Genomic DNA, 20,661 nt, shown 5'->3' on the forward strand with positions numbered 1-20,661 from the left:
TCTATCGCTTACGCTTTCTATTTACTGAAGGTAGGCCAGGGCTACAGATCAGCCCTGGCACTTCCTGTTTGTGTACTAAGCAGTTGCGGCGGCAAGCTCAGGGGCGTTGTCCTCTACAGCAACAGCGCTCCCCGTGCTCCATTGATAGGTGAATGCGCCAGCTTCCCCCACGCCTACCGAGACGGCAGTACCTGCATCTCCCTGCACCATGCGCAATAGCAGCTCACGCGAGATCTCGGGGAGCATGGTATTCGACAGGATGTTATCCACGTTGCGTGCTCCACTTTCGACCTCAGTGCAGCGGCTTGCGATCTCGCTCAGCAAAGCGTCATCGTAGCGCAGAACAATCCTGTGATTCTCCTGCAGGCGACGGACGATCTTTCCGAGTTTCAAGCGGATGATCTGCTTGAGCGCCTCATCCCGAACCGGCAGGTAGGGGACGATCAACATGCGTCCAAGAAACGCGGGCTTGAAGATTTTGTTCAGCTCCGGCTTGATCGCATTCACCAAGGCCTCTGGAAAAGGCATCGTCTCAGGATCTGCCGTCAGCTTCATCATGGTATCGGTCGCTGCATTGCTGGTAAGGATCAACACCGTATTTTTGAAGTTGATGACGCGCCCTTCTCCGTCCTCCATGCTTCCCTTGTCGAAGACCTGGAAGAAGAGCTCGAGTACATCAGGATGCGCCTTCTCCACCTCGTCAAGCAGCACGACAGAGTATGGCCGGCGACGCACAGCCTCAGTCAACACTCCGCCTTCGCCGTACCCCACATATCCCGGAGGCGAGCCCTTGAGTGCGGAAACAGTGTGCGCCTCCTGGAACTCCGACATGTTGATCGTAATGAGGTTGCGTTCGCCGCCATACAACAGGTCGGAGAGCGCCAGCGCAGTCTCAGTCTTACCGACGCCGCTTGGCCCCACGAGCATGAACACGCCGACAGGCTTTCCTGGGTCGTCAAGACTAGCCCGTGAGGTAAGGATCCGCTGTGCAATGGCATCCATGGCATAGTCCTGTCCGATTACACGATTACGCAGGTGGGAGGAAAGCTCCAACACCGTCGCGAGTTCATCTTTGACCATCTTGCCAAGTGGAATCCCAGTCCAGGCTGAGATGACTTCCCCTACGATCTGCGCATCGACCGCAACCCGCATCATGGGTGATTCGCCCTGAACCTCAGCCAACTCGCGCTCGAGCGCTCCAAGTGCTACACGCGAGGGCGCTGCGGTGTTCTTATCGTGATCGCCTTCGTTAGCGTCTTCCAGCTCTGTCCGCAGCGCACGAATCTTTTCAACCAGAGCGATCTCACGCTGCCACTGCGTATTGCAGGTTACAAGCTTCGCCTGCTCGACAAGAAGCGCATCGGCAATCTCACGCAGCCGCTCCACGTGGTTCGCTCCAACAGCCTCTTCGCGACTCAGCATACGCGTCTGTGTCTCGAGATCCGCAATCCTGCGCTGCGTATCTTCGATGATGCCAGGGGTCGTGCTCTGGCTGAGCGAAAGACGCGCACAGGCTGTATCGAGCACACTCACGGCCTTATCGGGCAACTGCCGCCCGACCATATACCGGTGCGACAAACGCACTGCGGCAGTCACAGCCTCGTCCAGGATGCGCAGTCCATGATGCTTCTCAAGCGCTGGAATCAGGCCACGCAACATAGTCCCGCATTGCGGCTCGATCGGTTCTTCGACTTTAACGACCTGAAAGCGTCGCGCCAAAGCCGCATCCTTCTCGAAAAACTTTTTGTACTCGGACCATGTGGTCGCCGCGATAGTGCGAAGCTCTCCACGTGCCAAAGCGGGCTTCAGCAGATTGGCAGCGTCATTCTGCCCCGCCTGGCCACCAGCGCCGATCATCGTATGCGCTTCATCAATGAAGAGAATGATGGGATGGGGTGAGGACTTTACCTCTTCGATCAAGCCTTTGAGCCTATTCTCAAACTCACCTTTCACGCTTGCTCCTGCCTGCAGCAGCGCGAGGTCCAGAGAATGAAGCTGTACGTTGCGCAATGGTGGTGGCACATCGCCAGCCGCGATGCGCAAAGCGAAGCCTTCCACAACCGCGGTCTTTCCTACACCAGCCTCGCCGGTCAGGATCGGATTGTTCTGGCGGCGACGCATCAGGATATCGATCACCTGGCGAATCTCAACATCGCGGCCAAGCACGGTGTCGATCTTTCCCGCAGCGGCGTTTGCCGTCATGTTCACGGTGTACTGGTCGAGATGAGGCGTGCGGCGTTGCGAACCGGCTGCGGCAGTTCCAGCCGAGGGAGCAGAAACAGCCTGCCCAGCGCCGATGGTCGTAGTTTCTTCGCGAGACGAGTCAACGATATTGAAGAAGTTGTTGCGCAGAGCTTCGACGGAGATCAACTGCAATTCAGAGCTGATCTCGCGAACCGTCCGAGAGAGATCAGTGTTCGTCAACAGAGCCAGCAGAGTAAATCCCGAGCGAATCTGTCCTGCCTCGTAGTCGAGCGTAGCCAGCGTCCAGGCTTCAGTAAACATGTGCAGCAACTGAGGGCTCAATGCCGGCGAGCGTGCATTTCCCGTCTTCAGCTTGTCGAGCGAACGTTCGAGTTCGCGGGTCAGTCGCGACCTATCCACACCATACTGCTTCAAGATGAGAGCGATATCGCTATCTGTCCCATCAAGCAGCTTGAGCAGATAGTGTTCGATCTCAATGTCGTAGTGCGTGCGCGAGACACACAGACCTGCGGCGCCTTCCATCGCGCTGCGGCAGGTGTCGTTGAGTTTCGCAATCAGGGATTTCAGGTTCACGTATTTGCTCCTTTTTCTTTAACGCTTGCGGCAATAACTAATAGCTAGTGCAGGCGGTACACAGCGTCCTCTGCATCGTGCAGAAACGGACGGTTCTTCAACCAGCTTTCAAACCCGAGCCTGCCCATTCCGTTTTGTTCCGGCGTTAGCAACACTCCTGGCACCTCTTCGCGTGCAAGAACCAAACGCACTGCGAAGTCGAACTCTCCCTGTCCGAAGAGCCGCAACCAGGCTTCCAATTGCCTGGCCGCAACGCCTCCGGGAAGAAAGTCCTGATACTGTTTCAGTGGCATAGGCCCCAGGCGTACCGTTACCGTGCCATGCTGATCCCATACGGCGTCACCTACAATCGTGCCGATACCCAGGGACTCCGATTGCAGACCGGTATCGTTCAGATAGGTCAGATCCTCTTCCGGCAAAAGGTTCCAGTTTCCGGTAAACTCTTCGATTCGTACCGGCACTTCAAAGAAGTCGCTGAGCAGCTGCTTCAGCGCCTGCGAAGTCGGCACATTGCGTCCCAGCAGACCTGCGTAGTAAAGCATGGCCTCATCGGGCACGGCAGTGCGTTGCAACAAACCAGCAGTGCCGAATCCAAGCAGGCTATAGAGGCTCGCCGTGACCGGGTCTCCACTAACCTGCCCGCGCGTCTTATCCAGTTCGTAACCAATAAAGAAGCGATATCTCTTCCAGCTACGGTAGAAAAGAGAGACAAAACGGTGATTGAAGAGGTTGAAGAAATCACCCGGCGCATAATCCTTCGCGCGCATACGGTCCAGCAGATGCTCTGCATAGGGATGCGGCAACGGCCCGTTGACGGTAGTCAGGCCGAGGAAGTTGACCTCCATATCATTGGGCCGCGAATCATTTTCACGAAAGCTTTGTATCTCGCTCGCAGGAAAATTGAGTGATGTACGTGAGGAGAAGCGCACGACCTCGCTCTGAGGAGAGACAAAATAGCCTACCGGCTTCCGCTCGGGAAACAATCTCTCCAGCAGACGCACGGACTGAAAGAAGCGGAAGGAAAAGGGTTCTTCACGCAGCAGATGAAACAACGCTTCATGCTCGCGGGTACTTTCAACTTCTATAGCAGCACTCGACTGCCCGCTCGTGGCATCCATGTTCCCAGTCCCTCCTTTCGTAGATTGCTTTCTGCTCGCAGCTGACAAAAACTGTTCATCGACACATAGGAACCGAGAAATCTCTCCAGCACACTCGCAAAGAGATAAGCTCCACCATTAGCAAACTGCCGTTCGTCGAGTTCTATTTCAACGCGCGTCCCTCGTGCCGGAGTGTTGCCGTAATCGGCACGCATAATAGCGAAATGCCGTTTATTTCGCATGGCAATCAGTCCAGCAATCTGCGACTCCACCTGCGAGGATTCTGAAAAGTTATGGATGCGAAGGATCTCCTGCAGCGCTACCAGGCCGCCTTCTCCGAGTGAAAGATAATTGAGCGATAGCTGCGAGATGAGTCGCCACAACTGGCCTTTGCCCGCAGGCGGATCGAGCGAAGATGTGGGTCGATGCAACGCTCGGATGCGCTGTACGCCCGCAAAGTTCACGGCCTCGAAGTCACCCTCCGCGGCACCGAAGCTCAGTTGCGATGGCAGGTCATGGTTAGAGCAGGTGCAGTGCACAGTCAGCACTTCCGCACCCGGCTCTGTGAGTGAACCGTTCAGATCGACAAGCGACAGAAACACGGACGAAGGTTGTCTCTCTTCAAACGATGAATACCGGCGGTTGGCATGCCAGAACACTCCCTGTTCCTGCGCGATTGTGTTGTAACGGTAGGCATAGAGAGGAGCGAGAGGTGTAGTCTGCCGCTTGCTCGGGCTGGTTGCAAGCACGTCGTCGATCGAAAAAACTTCCATCATGCGGGTATAGCGCGCATCGGCCGTCACGCGGTACTCATGTTGCGTCTGCGTCAGGAGTATCGGTTCGGCTGCCTGAGAAAACAAATTAATAGCCGGGGTGCAGCCAAGACGCAGAGTTTCATTTGAGACACCGACCTCGAGAACTTGCTGACGTTCCGGCCTCTCGAATCGGCTGAAGTGAAACAGGAGTTCAACCTCATCACTCGCTGCGAACGCTGACATAGCTTCCAATCCCGAGAGATCGAAGAAGAGAAACTTCTGCGGAAAGGCAAAGTACTCCTGCAGGAGCCGGTAGCCGTCGAACGAGCGCCTCGGATAAGGCAGCAGGCTCTCCTCTTCTTCAAAGCCCACAGGCTTAAGCGCCGACGGCGGGATAGTGATCGTTCTTCCCTCAGGGGCACGAGGGTCTCTTAGTAGAATGGAGATGCACTTACTCGCCAACAACTCATACAGCGTGAAAACAACGTTGCTGTCACCAGAGATATAGAAGCGTAATGACGAGATTCCGAGCGCACCGGGCTTAACATCCTTGCCGCCGCGCAGCACCATACGCAAAGCGGCCGCAGCACCCGCAATCCTTACCGGACGCGGCAACTGTTCGGGCATACGCCAGGAACATTCCGCTACGGTGATCGGCCACAGCTCGACCGGGTAGGTGGTGCGAAAACGGCACGTCATGCCATCCACGTTTCTTCGCGTATTGAGCATCGTCCCCTCAGGCATCATCAGAGAGGAACTTTGTTTGCCAGCACTCTCAGGCTCGATCTGACACTCCACAACTGTCATCGCCGGAATGGGCCGCAGGTAATGCGGATAAATAAGGTTGAGGAGCGAGGATGTCAGTTCAGGCAGATCGTCATCCAGGCGCAGATGAAGCCGGGCCGCCATAAAGGCGAACGACTCGATCAACCGCTCGACATGAGGGTCTTCGCAACGATCCGGTTCGAGCAGCAGCCGACTTGCTACGCGCGGGTACTTACGGCCAAACTCCGCGCCCATATCGCGGAGATAGGCTAGTTCGCGTTCATAGGAATCCAGTAACTCAGGCCTCATGGTTTCAATCCACCTGATACTCGCCAGTAGCGAGATCCAGCACGGTGTCGAAGGCGATCTCCTCCGGCAAAGGCTTCATCTGCATGCGAGCTCCAATATGGAAGCGCAGCTTCTTTTTCTGCAGGTCTCCGTCTTCAAGCCGCACTTGCACCTCTTGCAAACGCGGCTCAGAGTGCTCCACCATCTCGGCGATTCTTTGCTGCAAACGCTTCTGGTCATCGGTTGAAGCGAGACTAAGAGAGCCAAGATCCAGTAGCCCGTAATAAAGAACCGTGTTGCGGGCAAGAGGGTAGCCTTCAATACCTTCGATAGGAGGACGGCGCGTATTCAGCAGCCATTCAAGATTGCGTTTGATGCTGTCACGTAGAAATCGAATGGATTGCGCGCGGGTCGTTGGCCAGTCTTCGGTCGTGCTCAACCGGTCAAGTACAGATTGCGTTACCAATAACTCAGGCGCTCTTGCCATGCTCGTCTCCCTTCTTAGCTCTGTGCGGGTGGGGTAATGGCAAGCGCAACACTCGGATCGATGGCGCACAGGCGCGCAAAGAGAGAGGCCGCGTCGAGCGTAACGGCGGAGGCACACTGCAGCAGCAGCACATAAGGCTTTGCAACGATCCCGCGTGGTTCCCAGCTTTCAAGCTTGCGATCTTCCACTTCGCGTATAAGCTCCTGCAACATCGGCACTGCAACGGCACTATTGCCGCTCTGCAGACACAGCTCTGCGATCTGAAGGTTGCGGCTATATCGCAAACGCCCAATCGATTGATGCTCCGCATCGCGCGCTAACATCTGGATGGCACTCTGAACCTGTCCCCTGGCAGCAAGCTCCTGGGCCGTATGGAAGAGGTCTTCTGCCTCTGCCGCGCCGGAGGACTCGCCTTCAGATACCAGTGCGACCACAGGCATGGCTATCGCAACAGGAGCTGCTGCCGGATGTTCCTCCTCATGGTTACCGTGAGCTATAGGGGGAGCAATCTCTTCTGCAAGCCAGCGCATTGTCTCTGCATTCGCAACTGGCGTATCGTCATTCAACGTCCACTCCCGCAGATCCGGCAATTCACGCAGTATCTGCTGCATAGCGACGGCGATAGAAAGCTGCTGTGCCTCCCAGCCCATGGCTCTGCAACTGGTCCAGAGGTAACGATAAAGATCAAGCCATCCGCGGCCACAGGGAGTTCCAAGGGCCTCGAAACTCTGGCGATGCAGCTCCAGCCAGTCCCCAGAACCAGCCACTCCTTTAAGGGCCTGCCTCAACTCCGAAGAGGGAGCTATCAGGTATTCCATCTGGCGACTTACGGAAATCCCACGTAACTCAGCGAGCCGCATAGAGCTTCGCAGCAGAAATGCCAGAGGGCTGCTGGGATCCTGGCCCCCCATATAAGTCACCGCAGTCTCGATGTGATCGAGAGCGTCGTCCCAACTTTCGCATGCCGATGTCTGCCTTTTTTCCGAGCGCAGTGGCTGTTTCGAAGCGGAGTGGGAGGGAGCCTGAGCAGACTGATCGTTTGATCTCTGTTCTTCGTCTATGGAGGCCGTCAACGCGCTGGAAGCTTCACCATCAGAAGCATAGATTTCGCGTTCGCTCTCTCCACCCGATGTATCTTCCGCCGGGTCGGGCTCCAGCCGACGCTTGTCACGCAGCAAGGAGCCGACGAGATTTTGTACCTCTTCGAGAGCCTCCCGCAGTTTGCGAAACGAAGGAGCCTCCTGCCCATAGCTCTCCTCGCAATAGACATCCAGTTCACGCAGCACTTCGATAGCGGAGACCAACGATCCATCGAGAGCCACATAGAACGCCTTCGGCGTAGCGGCAATCGCTTCATCTACCTCTTCACTTGTGAGCTTTCCATCAGCGATCGCTTTGGCGCGGACTTCCCGCTGCTGCTCGCTATTGTTCGCGTCTTCTTCCCTACCGACAACACGTGCGGCTTTATACTCAAAAAAATTAATGGGCTCCAATGTAAGCCCGGCACCATAGACAAGCGCAGCATAGCGATTTGCGGCCCACTGCAAAGGGACAACGCGCATGCCCGGATCGCCTTCATCAATCTCCGGGTATAACGTCTCCCAAAAGTTCTGCTGTAAATCAAGACAAAGCTGCAATATAGACGTCAGCGGAGAGATGCCCTCCTGCTTGAGGAGAGCTTCTCCCAGCCAGACAGCAAGGTGCAGGTCCTTACTCCGATTTGCCAACGCCTCGCCGGCTAACTTCGCAACAACCTTAAAGTCAGCACGTTTGCTCTGCCGCTCCCAGGCACCCGTCGGAAGAGAGTCGTCATCCTCCGTACGAGCCTCTTTGATCTGGTCATAGACCCGGTCATAGCGGAGGCTTGCGCCTGCTGGATTATCCCCGGCAATAGGTGTCAGTAGATCGTCACGCAGTGGCATTATTTTTCCTCTGCAGTAAGCGATGAATTACGGGTAAAAGTGAGCTCGCGCACGGAGAGTAAGGAGTGGGCTTCACCATCGACAAGAAAGCTCTTCTGCCCCAGAGGAAGCTCGTCCTCCTCGTTGCCTGTGTTCTGCCATACCGTTGTGCGCCCCAGACGCACCAGATCGTCAGGAAAAGTTGAACTGCCCGGCGAAAGCACGGGAAGCAGGACTTCTCCAAGATCCTGCAAACGAAAATCCGGAGTCGTCGTGAGGATAGCCGTAGCCCAGAGCAGATCCCGCAGGCGCTTAGGCGGCGCGATCTCTACCCGCTGGATATATCGAAAAGGAATAAGGGTATAGCTGCCTGCGATAAAGACCTCAAGATGAGTTCCAAATCGTGGATCCTCATCTTCAAAAGAGCTGAAAGCTGTCCCGTTCAATGATCCGGAGACCGGACCATGATCAGGATCTCTTGCTGGAAGCTGCCCACTAAGCAGGAGTTCTTCCCGAGTGCGTTGTGCATGTAGCGCGGCGCGATACAACAGCGCGCCGGCAAAAGCATCCTGATTTGCATCAGCAAGAATATCGAGTTGTTTCTCCGCACGATCATAAGCGCCCGCGAAGCAAAGCAGTTCGAAGAGAAAAGTGCGCAGCCTGATATCACCAGGCTGCGTACGAAGCTCAACACCAAGGGCCTCAATGGCCGGGCCCAATTGCCCGGCCTTGTAAAGTGAAAGTGCATCCATCATTGCTCTATACCTAGCTGCTTACCTGTGTCGTACGCGAATAAGAAACAGCGCCCGTCGAGGTGAGGGTGCCTGTTGCCGACTGCATGTAGTACGTGATGGTGATCTGGTTATAGGACAGGGAGATGCCCAGGTTCGGCATGGAAGACTGGCCGCTGAACTGTGTGCTGGACACATAGGCCTCTGTCAACGCGAGAGTAAAGTAAACTCCGGGAGCAGAACCGGCTGTCTTCAATCCGGTCAGTGTGGCTGTAGCGAAGTGCGTACCCTTTGTCATTCCCTGAAACAGCAGTGGGCCGCCCTTATCCATTACCAGATCGAGATTGAGATCGCCGCAGATCACCTTCCCCGAAGAGGAACCCGAGGTTGCATCCACGCTGCTCACGGAGTTGCCGCCGAAGCTGAAGCTATTCACCTTGATCTGGCTGGTAGCGCCCGAGGTCTGGGACTCACCCTGGCAACCCGGAATGTTGAGGTAGTAATCAAGTTCGCCTGCATATGGCATAGAAATTCTCCTAATCTATTTGTTCTATTGCAAAGGGTTGTAGAGAAGTACTGCGCGAGGTTTAGCTGCGCGCAGACTCAGGAAGATCCGCGACAAGGCGGAGGGAGATGGTAAGTTCATCCAGCTGGAAGTGCGGCTTAAGGAAAGCAACCGCACGATAGGCACCAGGCTTGCCGGGAACCTCCGACACCTGAATCGAAGCTTCACGGAGTGGCAACTTTGCTTTGGCAGCGTGAGTCGCAACATCGTTCGACAACACATAATGCGAAATCCATTGGTTCAGGAATATCTCGCATTCGTCACGCGACATGAAGCTGCCAAGCTTATCGCGCATAATCGCTTTGAGATAGTGCGCGAATCTCGACATCGCGAGAATGTACGGGAGCTGAGCGGAGAGCCGGGCATTCGCATTCGCCGCATCCTTGTCGTAAAGCTTCGGCTTGTTGCCGGACTGAACGCTGAAAAAAGCTGCGTAGTCTGTGCCCTTGCAGTGCACCAACGGAATAAAGCCCTGATCGGCAAGCTCTTTTTCGCGACGATCCGTAACCGCGATCTCCGTCGGGCACTTGAGAGCGACATCGCCCTCATCGGTACGGAAGGTGTGAGCAGGAAGCCCCTCTACAAGGCCGCCACCCTCGACACCGCGAATCGCAGCGCACCAGCCATACTTCGCGAATGCATTCGTAAGACGGGCACCCAAGGCATAAGCGGCATTGCCCCACAGATACTTGGAGTGGTCCGTGCCATCGACTGCCTCTTCATAGTCGAAGTCGTCGACAGCCTTTGTCTCTTTTCCATAAGGTAGACGCATCAGGACGTGAGGCAGAGTCAACCCTACATATCGCGAGTCCTCAGACTGACGGAAGCTCTTCCACTTGGCGTACTCGGTCGTATCGAAGATCTTTCCGATGTCGCGCGGGCTCCCAAGCTGGGTAAAGTCCTCGAGATTAAGCAGATTAGCCGAGGCGGCGGAGAGGAACGGTGCATGTGCGGCCGAAGCCACCTGTGCCACACGCTCCAGCAGTTCGATATCTTCCGGCCCACGTCCGAACTCGTAGTCACCGATCAGTGCGGCAAAGGGCGCACCGCCGAAGACTCCGAACTCTTCTTCATAGACCTTCTTGAACAGGGAGCTTTGATCGAACTCCGAAGCCCTCTGCAGATCCTTGAGCAGCTCCCTCTTGGAAACATTGAGGACCTTGATCTTCAACATGGAGTTGGTTTCGCTTTGATCCATGAGGTACCGGATGCCGCGCCAAGTCCCTTCAAGCTTTTGAAAAGACGGATGGTGGAGGATCTCGTTCAACTGCAGCGAGATCAACTGGTCGATCTGTGCAATGCGGGTCTGAATAGTAGCTTCAGCATCCCGGCTCACCGTCATGTGCCCCTCGAGTACCTGGGCCACAAATTCCTTGATCATGTCGCGGCCACGTTCCTGGCTCGCAGCATCCTTGCTGAAGCGTCCTTCGGCAACAATCTGATCGAGAAGAGATGCTTCCTGTGCTTCGCCGTTCGCAGCGACCGTAGAGGTCGCTGCTGCAACTGCTGTCTTGGTTGTGCTCAATTCGCACCTCCATTAGTAACTTCTTTACGCAGCTTGTCGCGCGTTTCCGTGTTGGATACCGCAGCCAGCAGCATCTCATCCAGCTTGTCGTTGCCCTGGAGGGTGCCGCGAAGATCCGACAGACGCGTGCGCAACTCGAGGAGTTCGCGCAGCGGTCCGACCTGCCGTGCAACATTTACCGGCTCGAAATCTTCGAGCGACTCGAAGGTCAGATCGACTTTGATCTGCGCTCCGTCACCCATATCACTCAATTTATTGGCGACCGAATAGGCCAGATGCGGCTCCATCCCCTTGAGCACGGTATCGAAGTTGTCGGGGTTGATCTCGACAAACTTGCGTTCCTTGAGAGCCTCGAGCGGCGTCTTCGGCTGACCGGTCAGGTCTCCGAGCACACCCATCACGAACGGCAACTCCTTCAATTCGATCGCATCACCCACCTCGACGTCGTAGGTAATCTGAACGCGCGGCGAACGTACGCGATCAAGCTTATGCTGTGTACTTTCTCTTGCCATAGCGGCACCTCATGAAATCTGGTTGACTGCGCATTACAACTGCACGGAGGAATTACGGAGCGAGTTCAAGCCTCACCCGAACAGTAACGATTGGCATCAGGACGAAAATATGACCATCGCCGATGTCGAGTAGCTGATTCCTTTGAACTTTGCTCCTTTACGTCACGTACCTGCATGTCTAAACCCGCGCCGTCGTCGTTTATTCCCACTCCTGCGATTTATTTTGGGTGCTGCCCTCAAAAAAATCGCGATAGGGTTTTCACGCCGCCCAGGCTCACAAGAAAATCAATTTGAGATTTATGATTCACGGATGGACTGTTGTCCTGCACCCCTTCTTCGGGGATAATCGTAACCAGCTTTGCAGGTCTGACATCGCAGGAAACTACCAGACGCTCCAAAAGCAAAGCAAAACCCAACATGACGCCGCTCAGTGGTTGTGCTAATTCTGCAAATGCACCAGTGGCCCTGTTCAAACGCGCGCAAGGAGCGCTTCACAATGTCTAAAATGCTTCCTGTAGTGTGGACAAAGGGCGTATTTCTATCTCCACAGCACCTTCAGGCACAAGATCGGTTTTTTCAGGACCTACTGAGTTTTCGCGTCGATGCGCTCACATTCCGCAGTTGGGGTTTCATGGAGCTTGCCATCGACGGTGGCGGCGTAGCAGGTGGCAGCCTCGAGATTACCTCCTGCAGTGGTCTCTTCCCCGACCATCTCGCCTTCGACACGAATCACGGCAGCCCTTTGCCACGTGCCCGTTCTCTCGAAGAGTGTTTTCCAGAAGGCCGGCAGCGGTGCGCCTTCTTTCTGGCCATCCCGCAACATCGCGAAGGCGGTCTGAACATTGGGTCGGAACGCGGAGGACTGAGCACTCGCTTCTTTTCTGAGTTGCAACTGCTTCGTGACGAGACCGGACAGACGGCCAGCGAACGCCCCGTGGCACTGGCTCGCAACAACCTCGCCATCCTTGCTGAAGGCGAGACGATGGAAGGTTCGGTACTTCTGCCGCTCGCGCTTGTAGAGCGGACGGAAGCAGGTCTCTATCAACTGAGCTCTACGTTCGTTCCACCCCTGCTCGATGTCCACGCCAGCAGCTATCTGCTCGGCATTCTGCGCGGCCTTGTGGAGTTACTCGTCGCACGCAGCAGCCAACTTGCAGGGGTGCGCCGGCAACGCAATGAAAGTCTTGCCGACTTTAGCGCATCGGATATCGCAAACTTTTGGCTTTTGTACACCCTCAATACGGAGTTGCCTGGCCTGCGGCATCTGCTGGGCGCAACCAGGGTGCATCCTGAGACGCTGTTTACAGCGATGCTGCGACTCGCCGGATCCCTTACGACCTTTTCAAGCACAGTAGAAGCACGTGATCTACCCCGCTACGATCATGAGAATCTCGGGGCTTGCTTCTCGGTGCTCGATGCCCTGCTGCGTGAGTTGCTCGATACCGTCGTTCCCAGCAACTTCATCGCACTGCCACTGAAACTGGTGCATCCAACGGTGTATGCGGCCGTGATCGACAAGGATGAATATCTTCGTTCTGCACGTTTCTATCTCGCCGTGTCTTCCACGATAAGACGGGGAGAATTGATTTCACGCTTCCCTATGCTCTCGAAGGTCGGTTCAGGCACACAGATCGAAGATCTTATTCGGCAGGCGCTTTCTGGTCTCCGGCTCGTCCATGTGCCTGTTCCACCCCGCGCCATTCCCGTACGCCTCGATTACCAGTACTTCTCCATCGAAGCAAGCGGACTGATGTGGGAATCGGTTACACGAGCACGCAATATTGCCGTGTATGCTCCAGGCGAACTTGGGGATCCCCAGATGGAGCTAATCATCCTGCCGCAGTAAGGCCATGCATCTGCGTCAACACCCCTGGACCAGCTCAGTGGTGTTGATGCAGGAGAAACAGCGATACCAGCACGGTAAGCAGCACCAACAGTACACCGTTCATCACAAGCAGCCAGGGCGCAAGCCTCTCCAGTAAAGTACGAGCAGCAATTGCAGGAAGCGCGGCGGGAGTCATATGCGGCACAGCCTGGAGAACATTCACCGCCCCTCCTGCTGCTGCGCTATTTTGTTGTGGCGGCACTGCAGGCGAGGCTGATGGTTGTGAAGGAGCAGCCTCACTGTTTGATCTGGCAGCCGCACTCTTCATCACGCGTGTAAAGTCGCTGGAAGCTTCCGGCGTTGGATTATTTTCTGCAGCATTGCGCTCCGAAGAAGGAGCCTGCGCGGGCAATGAAGGGGTGGGAGTGGGGTTGCCTCCCGGCCTGGGCTCGGAGGGGCGTTGGAGGCTCTGAAGCAACTGGGTGAATTCACCCGGACGCGGAGCAGTATCCGGCGCGGATGAAGAGGCAAACGAGGCAGAAGACTGCGCAAAGGAGCGATCCCCGAAAGCACGTGTTTCATCCGAACGGCGCGCAGGCGATGCGAAAGATGACTTCGCCGCATCGACGGGAGCATTACTGGAGTTAGAGGCCCGATCACTCCCAAGGGAGTTGAGCAATTCAGTGAATCCACCGCTTGTAGGCTGGCTGCGTACAGGATCGGAAAAAGCCGAAGAGGGCGGAGCTGGATATGTCTCGGCAGGCGTAGGTGTACCTTTGGCGGGAGGCTCTGTTGCCGGAGATAATCTTGAAGATCTGCCCGAATCTACAGAGGATGCCCTGGCCGGTTCAACTGTCTGAAAAAACTGAGTAAAGCTGTCTCCTCCAGAAGAACTCGAGGGAGCAGGCGGGTTTACAGCAGGCAGTTCACTCAGGATGGCAGGTTGTGCCGTGCGTGGTGTGGGCAGCTTCGTGAAGATACGAGTGAAATCCCCCGGAGCTTCGTTGCGCGGTTCCTGTTGCGTAGGGGGTATTGCCGGAACCTCGCGGCTTTTGCTCTCAGAAGCGTTCATGCCGGGGACTGCAGGTAGCTGGCTTTCCTGTCTCCCTGCATCAGGTTGTACCGCCGCAGCAGGATTCGACTCGGCACTATCATTCACAAGAGAAAAAAGCCGGGTCACGCTGCCTTCAGCCGCAGGTCGCGAGCTCTGAATGTCGAGCTGCCCTAATAGCTGTTCGAAAGAGGCTTCTTCTCTCAAAGGATTAGCACCTTTGGAAAAACGTGCTCTGCCCTGCTCAGAATTGTCTTTGAAATCTTCTTTTTGATTGCCCACGCTTGCCTACTCCACTAAGTGCTCCCACAGAAAAACTCATACGCTCCACTGCGTTTGGAGGCACCCAAAGCCAAAGATAGTTGCGCGCGTTTATTACAACGCGTTTGGTATAAGTCTGCCACAAAATATAGCTCATAAATTGAGCCATATTTTTTTGCGGTTAGATTTATACGTAACTGCAAACGCGGTAGAGTAGGTGTGGTATGAAGCAAAGGGCAGCAAAACCGAAGTGGCATAGTGGCGCATCCAAGGCCATCAAACAGCACGTCATCAACTCCACACACGTGAAGAGCAGGAGAACCGCCTGACTATGAAGTCTCTTAGCAGAGTGGTCTGGACCGAGGGCATGTATATGAGCCCCCAGCATTTCCAGGCACAAAGCCGATTTTATGAAGACACCGTTGATTTCGTCACACGGAGTCTATGGTCTGAGCCGTGGGGCCTGCTCCACGCACGCCTTGATGAAGATGCCCTGGGGAACGGGCGAATCGTGTTGCTTGAAGCGGCAGGCGTATTTGAAGACGGCCTTGCGTTTGAAACCCGCGGAAAAACTCCCGCAGCAGCACCACGCAGCGCTGAAGAACTCTTACTTCCGACAGACGCCGCTGTAATCCTGCATCTGGCAGTACCGGGTACGCATGCTTCTGGCCAGGTCTACAGCGTGCTTGATTCGTCGAAAGAGGAGCACAATGAGAACTCCTTCCGATTCCGTACGATAGCGCGCGTTTTGCGAGATAACACGAACGGAATCGATGAACGTGAAGTTTCTCTCGGAGAAGGAAACCTCTCGTTGCTTACGGAACGTGAAGTGACTCCCGAGATGTCGACCATTCCGCTTGCGCGCTTGATGCGCGATGGCCGGGGTGGTTTGCTGTATGACCCTGAATACATCGCTCCTACGCTGCGCATGTCCGCTAGCCCAGCGCTGATGTTACTCGGCAAACGCCTGCTCGAAATTCTTGCCGAAAAGATGGGACCGCTCTCACGCGCCATGCGACCGCGCGGAAGATTTGAAGCCGGCACAGCCCCGCTCGATGTGGCGACTTACTGGTTTCTCCATGCACTGTCCACCTCTGCGCCGGTATTGCGGCATCTATGCGCTACACGCCACGCGCACCCCGAGCAGTTTTATCTGGAACTCGCGAGACTCGCAGGCGCACTCTCAACGTTTGCCACGGAAACTTCACTCGATGAGTTGCCTGATTACGATCACCGCAGCCCAGGGCACGCGTTTCGGGCACTCGATGCGCACATTCGCAAGCATCTTGAGATGATCATGCCGACCAACACGATCACGCTCACCTTCACTCCAGGTGCTCCTTACATTCAGGAAGCAGATGTTCTGGACGAGCGGTGTCTGCGGCGCGCCCGCTGGATACTGGGCATTCGGGCCAATCTCGGCGAAGCGGATCTTATCGACGGTGTGCCAAGGCTCATCAAGGTTTGCTCCGCACGCTTCGTACCTGAACTCGTACGGCGCGCTCTGCCGGGTCTCACCCTGCTGCATCTTCCTGTGCCGCCTTCGGCTATTCGCGCAGAAGCGGACAAACAATACTTCGCGATTGATCTATCAGGCCCTTGCTGGGAACATATCCTCCAAAGCAAGCGCGTCGGTGTTTATATTCCCGGAGAGATTGCCGAAGCGGACTTTGACCTCACAGTGGTGGTCGAGCCCAACGTCTGACACTGCAAAACCTGCAAGCCTAAGCACCGTACAAGGCGAATAAGTCCTGACAGCCCCATCTCCTGGGAATGTCAGGACTTATCCGTTTAAACGGACCTGCCTCTACTTACGCCTGCTCCGTAGGCCAAAGATTTATTTGGCCGATCCCTGGGAATAAAAAATCAGCTCACGTGTTTTACCTGCAGGACTGCTTTGTTCGTCGAGGGATTGCGTGGGGCAATCTCACGGGAAAGCCTTGCGCGTAAAGCAGAACCTGGATGCCGGAGTCTATGCAGGTTCGTTCGATGACTTCCCATTCCTCATATTCGATCTGGCGACAGGAAGATAGAAAGGCGCAAATTATCTATGGCAGTTAGTTCACCCTCGGCGACTGCACCACCTGCTCGTCCTGCTGCGGCAACACACACGATCGCCTCTCTCTTCAGCGAAGTCCTGACCGCGATTCTCCGGATTCGCTATGGCAAGCAGACCATTGGCGACACGCATTCCTTCCGCGAGCATATGCGCAGGCTGCTGCAGACAGCCATGCAGGAAGCTCGCAGTCTGGGGTATTCGAGCGAACACATTCAGATGGCAGTACTCGCGACCGTCGGCTTTCTTGATGAGAGTGTGCTTAACCTTGCGAGCGCTGCTCCCCCAGATTGGGCCCGGCGGCCTATGCAGGAAGAGCTTTTCGGTGGACACGTCGCAGGCGAGACCTTCTTTCAAAACTTCGCGGCACTGCTGCGCGAAGAGAACAGCACAAAGGTAGCCGATGTGCTGGAACTGCACTGTCACTGCCTGATGCTTGGCTACAAGGGACGCTACGCCTTCGGGAACGCGGGTGAACTTGCGCAGTTGCTGCGCGCCGCACAGGAGAAGATCGCTCGCGCTCGTGGAGGAGCAGGCACTTTGCTGCCAGGCCCTGCCACGCTGCCGCTGCCCACTGCCACAGGGCGCGATCGGTGGAGCTACCGCCTGATGATTGCGGCGATGGTGCTGACAGCAGTGGTAATACTCTGCTTCGTGATTTACAGCCTGTCGCTAAAGGTGGGCGCAGCAGGACTCGCCCAAAACGAAAGGATGCCAGGCCCCGTGTTACAGCAAGGAACCCTGCAAGTTCCAGCGACAGATGTGCGGCCCGAGTGGCGAGGATAGTGATGGGAAACAGAACAGCAAATACGAGCATGCTGGATGCGCTACTGCGCGAAGCCGAAAACAAGCTTGGTTCCGCAGGCCGCAAGGGCAAGACACTGCACACACTGCCCATGTTGTACCTGTTGGGTGATACCAATGCCGCCAAGACAACAGCCGTCCTGCGCACGGACTGGAATGCGGAGTTGATCGCCGGCGAAGCAATGCGTGATGGCGAAGTCTGCCCGACCTCCACACTGAACCTTTGGTTTGCCGATGGAGTGCTCCTGGCGGAGACAGGCGTCGCGCTCAACGACTCTCCTGCGCAGATGCGTCGACTTTTCGCAAAGACACGTCCAGGCTCCTGGCGAACCTCTTTTCGCGGAGACGCACCTCTGCGCGCTGCCGTGGTCTGCGTAAGCTGTGAGCGCCTGCTCGGGGCCAATGCAGCCTCAGAGCTTGCGGCACTAGCCGCAAAGACAGGTGAGCAACTACGCGAGCTCGCAAAATTTCTAGGTACCGCTGTGCCGGTCTACGTACTCTTCACGAAAGCGGATCGCATCCCCTTCTTCGCCGCGTGGGTACGCAACCTGTCGACTGACGAGGCAAGCCTGCTGCTGGGTGCCGCGCCGCGGGACTTTTCTGTACGTCCGGGCAGCACATGGGCAGAGACTGCCTCAGCGACCATCCTGCAAAGCTACGACGGGCTGCTGTCTGATCTCCAGGGAACAAGGCTCCCCTTGCTGGCACGTGAGACTGATGGTCCTGTCGCAGCGGAGAACTACGAGTTCCCGCGAGAGATGCGCAAGCTGCGTAACTCACTCTCTGCATTTCTGATCGAGTTAGTTCGCCCCAGCCAGCTTCATGTGAGCCCTCTGCTGCGAGGCTTTTATTTCACCGGCGTTCGCGCGCACATGGTGGAACAAATCATCTCAGAGGCGGCAGCCACTCCAAAAGCAATAGCCCAACAGGATGCCGGCGCCACCCGAATATTTTCGGCCTTATCTGCGCAACAAGGCGCAACATCTGCGGATTCTTTTGCTCCGCGTACTTCCTCAAAGAAGACGGCTCAGTGGGCCTTTCTGCCGCGTTTCTTTCCTCAGGCAGTGCTTCGCGACGCGGCGGCGCTCGCCGGGAGTGGCACGACACGGCAGGCTTCTCTGTTTCAGCGCTTTGTATACGGGACAGCTGCAGCTCTCTTGTTGTTGCTCTTGATAGCATTCACAGTCTCTTACTCGAACAACCATACGATCGAGAAGCAGCTGAACGCCGCCGATCAACAACTCGCGCACAACGAAGCTGTAGGAGGAGCAAACGAGCTCGCGGCCATGTCCCAGCTCGAGCAACTCGATATTCTGCGCTCTCACCTGGTACAGCTTGAGCAATGGCAGCGTGAAGGAGCGCCCCTGGGATATCGCTGGGGCCTCTATCACGGCAATACGTTGCTTGCACCCGCACGCCGGTTGTACTTCGAGCACTTCCGCGCACTGCTACTCACGCGAACCCAGAATAACCTTATCGCAGAGCTTGGCGGACTGCCGGCCACGCCTCCACAAAATGCCGACTACAACAGCACTTACGAGGCCCTGCGCGGATACCTGATTACAACGTCTTACCCGCAGTACAGCACGTCAGCCTTTCTGGCTCCTGTATTAACCAACCACTGGCAGAATGGCGCAACCATATCCTCCGAACACCGCGCTCTCGCACAGCGTCAATTCGCGTTCTATGCGGATGAACTCACGCTGGACAATCCTTATTCGATCAAGCCAGTCGACACCTCCGTAAATCAGGCACGCACCTACCTTGCAGGCTTCGGCGGCTTCGAACGTATCTACCAGAGCATACTCACCGCGGCCAGCAGGCAAACGGCCTCCATCGACTTCAATGCTCAGTTTCCCCACTCTGCGGAGACGATTCTGGAACCGCATATCGTGTTAGGAGCCTTTACTCCATCGGGTTATACCTTTATGCAGAACGCTCTTGCTCACCCCGAGGTCTACTTCCGTGGAGAGGCCTGGGTACTCGGCGATAAGGCCCCGGCAACCATCGACACCGGTTCACTCAAGCAGCAATTAACCACAAGATATGACACGGACTACATAACGACGTGGCGAGCCTTTTTGGATCAGGCCCATGTAGTAAAGGCCCGCAGCCTGGCGGAAGCCGGAACAAAGCTGGGTATCGTCTCCGGAACAAACTCACCGCTGCTGGCACTTATCCAAACAGCTTCTTACAACACCTCGGTGCAGGATAAGTCCATCTCCGATGCCTTTCAGGCTCCGCAGACACTTGTGCCTCCGGCAAACAAAGACCAGTACCTTACATCCAGCAACAAGAACTACGTGGACGGTCTATTAACGCTGCGTAGCAGCATTCAACAGGTAACGGCATCGCCCACCGGCACGCTTGATCCTGCCGCAGCCGCGCCTATCGCCTCCGCAGCCTCTGCCGCACATCTTGCTGCACAACAAACGGCGCAGGCCTTCCATATCGATGCGCAGGCACACACCGATGCAGTAACACTCGCGCTGATGGAAGCTCCCATTACCTCAGCCGATGCGCTGCTGCACGGTCTCGGACCAGCCGCCGCCAACGCAGGCAGCAGAAGTTTCTGCTCCGCCGTCAATGGACTGTTCTCAAAGTTCCCATTCAACCCTGCAAGCTCCGTGCAGGCTACGCCAGCCGAAGTGACAGCCGTGCTGCAACCTAACTCGGGTGAGTTATGGCAGTTCTACAACACGAATCTGAAGTCGTTACTGGTACAGCAGGGCACCCACTACAGCGAGGCACCAAACCCGCCCATACGGGTGAACCCCGCGTTCCTGCGTTTCTTCAACCGTGCTGCTGATCTCTCGGCCGCATTCTTCCCTGCGGGCGCTACCGCACCTTCACTCACCTTCACACTACATAACCTCCCGAGTAACGGAGTGCAGAAGGCTACTTTGAAGGTAGATTCGCAGACGCTTGCGCTGAAAGATCCTCCGAAGCAGTTCACCTGGCAGGCAGCCACGGCAGCCAATGCCAGCCTTACGGCGAACGATCTTCCACTTACTTTTACTGGGGTATGGGCAGTCTTTGAGATGCTCGACAAAGGAAAGATCGAACGCAGCATTACGCCTAACACTTACGATCTGAGCTTTGCTTTGGAGCTTGCCAATACTCCGGTGCGGGCGCCGGACGGAACGCCAATCGTCGTGGACTATGAGCTTTCGGGACCCGGGGCTTCAGTACTCGCCCCAGGATCGATGAGTGGCTTACGCTGCGTGGATAGTGTGGCAAGGTAAAAATACTTACTGCCT

General features: G+C 56.0%; 15 protein-coding genes. 4 read left to right on the top strand and 11 right to left on the bottom strand.

Annotated elements, in window-relative coordinates:
- Positions 1–75 precede the first annotated feature (75 nt).
- From tssH to HDF15_RS25535, 10 genes are all read right to left on the bottom strand, one after another.
- Entirely contained in the window at positions 76–2,778 is a 2,703-nt protein-coding gene (gene tssH / locus HDF15_RS12265; protein WP_184255901.1) for a type VI secretion system ATPase TssH, read from the bottom strand.
- Positions 2,779–2,822: 44 nt separating this feature from the next.
- Complete coding sequence (tssG, locus tag HDF15_RS12270) at positions 2,823–3,896, bottom strand: type VI secretion system baseplate subunit TssG (RefSeq protein WP_184255903.1); 1,074 nt, start codon at positions 3,894–3,896, stop codon at positions 2,823–2,825.
- On the bottom strand, positions 3,860–5,704 hold the full coding sequence (gene tssF / locus HDF15_RS12275) for a type VI secretion system baseplate subunit TssF (RefSeq protein WP_184255905.1): 1,845 nt from the start codon (positions 5,702–5,704) through the stop codon (positions 3,860–3,862). Before tssF ends, tssG begins: the two co-directional genes overlap by 37 nt.
- Before the next feature lie 4 nt (positions 5,705–5,708).
- Positions 5,709–6,170, bottom strand: a complete 462-nt coding sequence (tssE, locus tag HDF15_RS12280; protein WP_014266052.1) for a type VI secretion system baseplate subunit TssE — start codon at positions 6,168–6,170, stop codon at positions 5,709–5,711.
- Between the two features lie 14 nt (positions 6,171–6,184).
- A complete protein-coding gene (gene tssA / locus HDF15_RS12285; RefSeq protein WP_184255907.1) occupies positions 6,185–8,092 on the bottom strand; it encodes a type VI secretion system protein TssA in 1,908 nt (635 codons plus the stop codon).
- On the bottom strand, positions 8,092–8,826 hold the full coding sequence (locus HDF15_RS12290; protein ID WP_260331026.1) for a type VI secretion system accessory protein TagJ: 735 nt from the start codon (positions 8,824–8,826) through the stop codon (positions 8,092–8,094). The genes tssA and HDF15_RS12290 overlap by 1 nt, the downstream gene beginning before the upstream one ends.
- Positions 8,827–8,836: 10 nt before the next feature.
- The gene (locus tag HDF15_RS12295; RefSeq protein ID WP_184255909.1) at positions 8,837–9,328 is read right to left on the bottom strand and encodes a type VI secretion system tube protein Hcp; all 492 of its coding nucleotides are present in this window, start codon (positions 9,326–9,328) and stop codon (positions 8,837–8,839) included.
- 61 nt (positions 9,329–9,389) lie between these two features.
- Positions 9,390–10,892: a type VI secretion system contractile sheath large subunit gene (gene tssC / locus HDF15_RS12300; RefSeq protein WP_184255911.1), complete on the bottom strand. Its 1,503-nt coding sequence runs from the start codon at positions 10,890–10,892 to the stop codon at positions 9,390–9,392.
- Positions 10,889–11,404: a type VI secretion system contractile sheath small subunit gene (tssB, locus tag HDF15_RS12305; RefSeq protein WP_184255913.1), complete on the bottom strand. Its 516-nt coding sequence runs from the start codon at positions 11,402–11,404 to the stop codon at positions 10,889–10,891. Before tssB ends, tssC begins: the two co-directional genes overlap by 4 nt.
- 236 nt (positions 11,405–11,640) lie before the next feature.
- Positions 11,641–11,877, bottom strand: a complete 237-nt coding sequence (locus HDF15_RS25535) for a hypothetical protein (RefSeq protein WP_221314399.1) — start codon at positions 11,875–11,877, stop codon at positions 11,641–11,643.
- A 23-nt stretch (positions 11,878–11,900) separates the two neighbouring features.
- Here HDF15_RS25535 and tssK (HDF15_RS12310) point away from each other — a divergent pair, with 23 nt between their 5' ends.
- The gene (gene tssK, locus HDF15_RS12310) at positions 11,901–13,250 is read left to right on the top strand and encodes a type VI secretion system baseplate subunit TssK (RefSeq protein ID WP_184255915.1); all 1,350 of its coding nucleotides are present in this window, start codon (positions 11,901–11,903) and stop codon (positions 13,248–13,250) included.
- Between the two features lie 34 nt (positions 13,251–13,284).
- On the opposite strand, the gene HDF15_RS12315 is transcribed toward tssK (HDF15_RS12310), so the two are convergent.
- Positions 13,285–14,301: a hypothetical protein gene (locus HDF15_RS12315; RefSeq protein ID WP_184255917.1), complete on the bottom strand. Its 1,017-nt coding sequence runs from the start codon at positions 14,299–14,301 to the stop codon at positions 13,285–13,287.
- 571 nt (positions 14,302–14,872) lie between these two features.
- Between HDF15_RS12315 and tssK (HDF15_RS12320) the strand changes: the two genes are divergently transcribed.
- The 3 genes from tssK (HDF15_RS12320) to HDF15_RS12330 all read left to right on the top strand — a co-directional run bounded on the left by tssK (HDF15_RS12320) (position 14,873) and on the right by HDF15_RS12330 (position 20,646).
- Complete coding sequence (gene tssK / locus HDF15_RS12320) at positions 14,873–16,246, top strand: type VI secretion system baseplate subunit TssK (RefSeq protein ID WP_184255919.1); 1,374 nt, start codon at positions 14,873–14,875, stop codon at positions 16,244–16,246.
- A gap of 345 nt (positions 16,247–16,591) precedes the next feature.
- Positions 16,592–17,383 (top strand): DotU family type IV/VI secretion system protein, encoded by a 792-nt coding sequence (locus HDF15_RS12325; RefSeq protein WP_184255921.1) that lies wholly within the window; start codon positions 16,592–16,594, stop codon positions 17,381–17,383.
- Between the two features lie 2 nt (positions 17,384–17,385).
- Entirely contained in the window at positions 17,386–20,646 is a 3,261-nt protein-coding gene (locus HDF15_RS12330) for an ImcF-related family protein (protein ID WP_184255923.1), read from the top strand.
- Positions 20,647–20,661 lie beyond the last annotated feature (15 nt).

This window comes from Granulicella mallensis, assembly GCF_014203225.1.
Classification (GTDB): domain Bacteria; phylum Acidobacteriota; class Terriglobia; order Terriglobales; family Acidobacteriaceae; genus Granulicella; species Granulicella mallensis_A.

Coding starts and splice junctions, on each gene's coding strand:
- tssK (WP_184255915.1), top strand. CDS start 11,901: ATGTCTAAAATGCTTCCTGTAGTGTGGACAAAGGGCGTATTTCTATCT.
- HDF15_RS12315 (WP_184255917.1), bottom strand. CDS start 14,301: ATGAACGCTTCTGAGAGCAAAAGCCGCGAGGTTCCGGCAATACCCCCT.
- HDF15_RS12290 (WP_260331026.1), bottom strand. CDS start 8,826: ATGATGGATGCACTTTCACTTTACAAGGCCGGGCAATTGGGCCCGGCC.
- HDF15_RS12295 (WP_184255909.1), bottom strand. CDS start 9,328: ATGCCATATGCAGGCGAACTTGATTACTACCTCAACATTCCGGGTTGC.
- HDF15_RS12325 (WP_184255921.1), top strand. CDS start 16,592: ATGGCAGTTAGTTCACCCTCGGCGACTGCACCACCTGCTCGTCCTGCT.
- HDF15_RS12330 (WP_184255923.1), top strand. CDS start 17,386: ATGGGAAACAGAACAGCAAATACGAGCATGCTGGATGCGCTACTGCGC.
- tssG (WP_184255903.1), bottom strand. CDS start 3,896: ATGGATGCCACGAGCGGGCAGTCGAGTGCTGCTATAGAAGTTGAAAGT.
- tssE (WP_014266052.1), bottom strand. CDS start 6,170: ATGGCAAGAGCGCCTGAGTTATTGGTAACGCAATCTGTACTTGACCGG.
- tssK (WP_184255919.1), top strand. CDS start 14,873: ATGAAGTCTCTTAGCAGAGTGGTCTGGACCGAGGGCATGTATATGAGC.
- tssF (WP_184255905.1), bottom strand. CDS start 5,704: ATGAGGCCTGAGTTACTGGATTCCTATGAACGCGAACTAGCCTATCTC.
- tssB (WP_184255913.1), bottom strand. CDS start 11,404: ATGGCAAGAGAAAGTACACAGCATAAGCTTGATCGCGTACGTTCGCCG.
- tssA (WP_184255907.1), bottom strand. CDS start 8,092: ATGCCACTGCGTGACGATCTACTGACACCTATTGCCGGGGATAATCCA.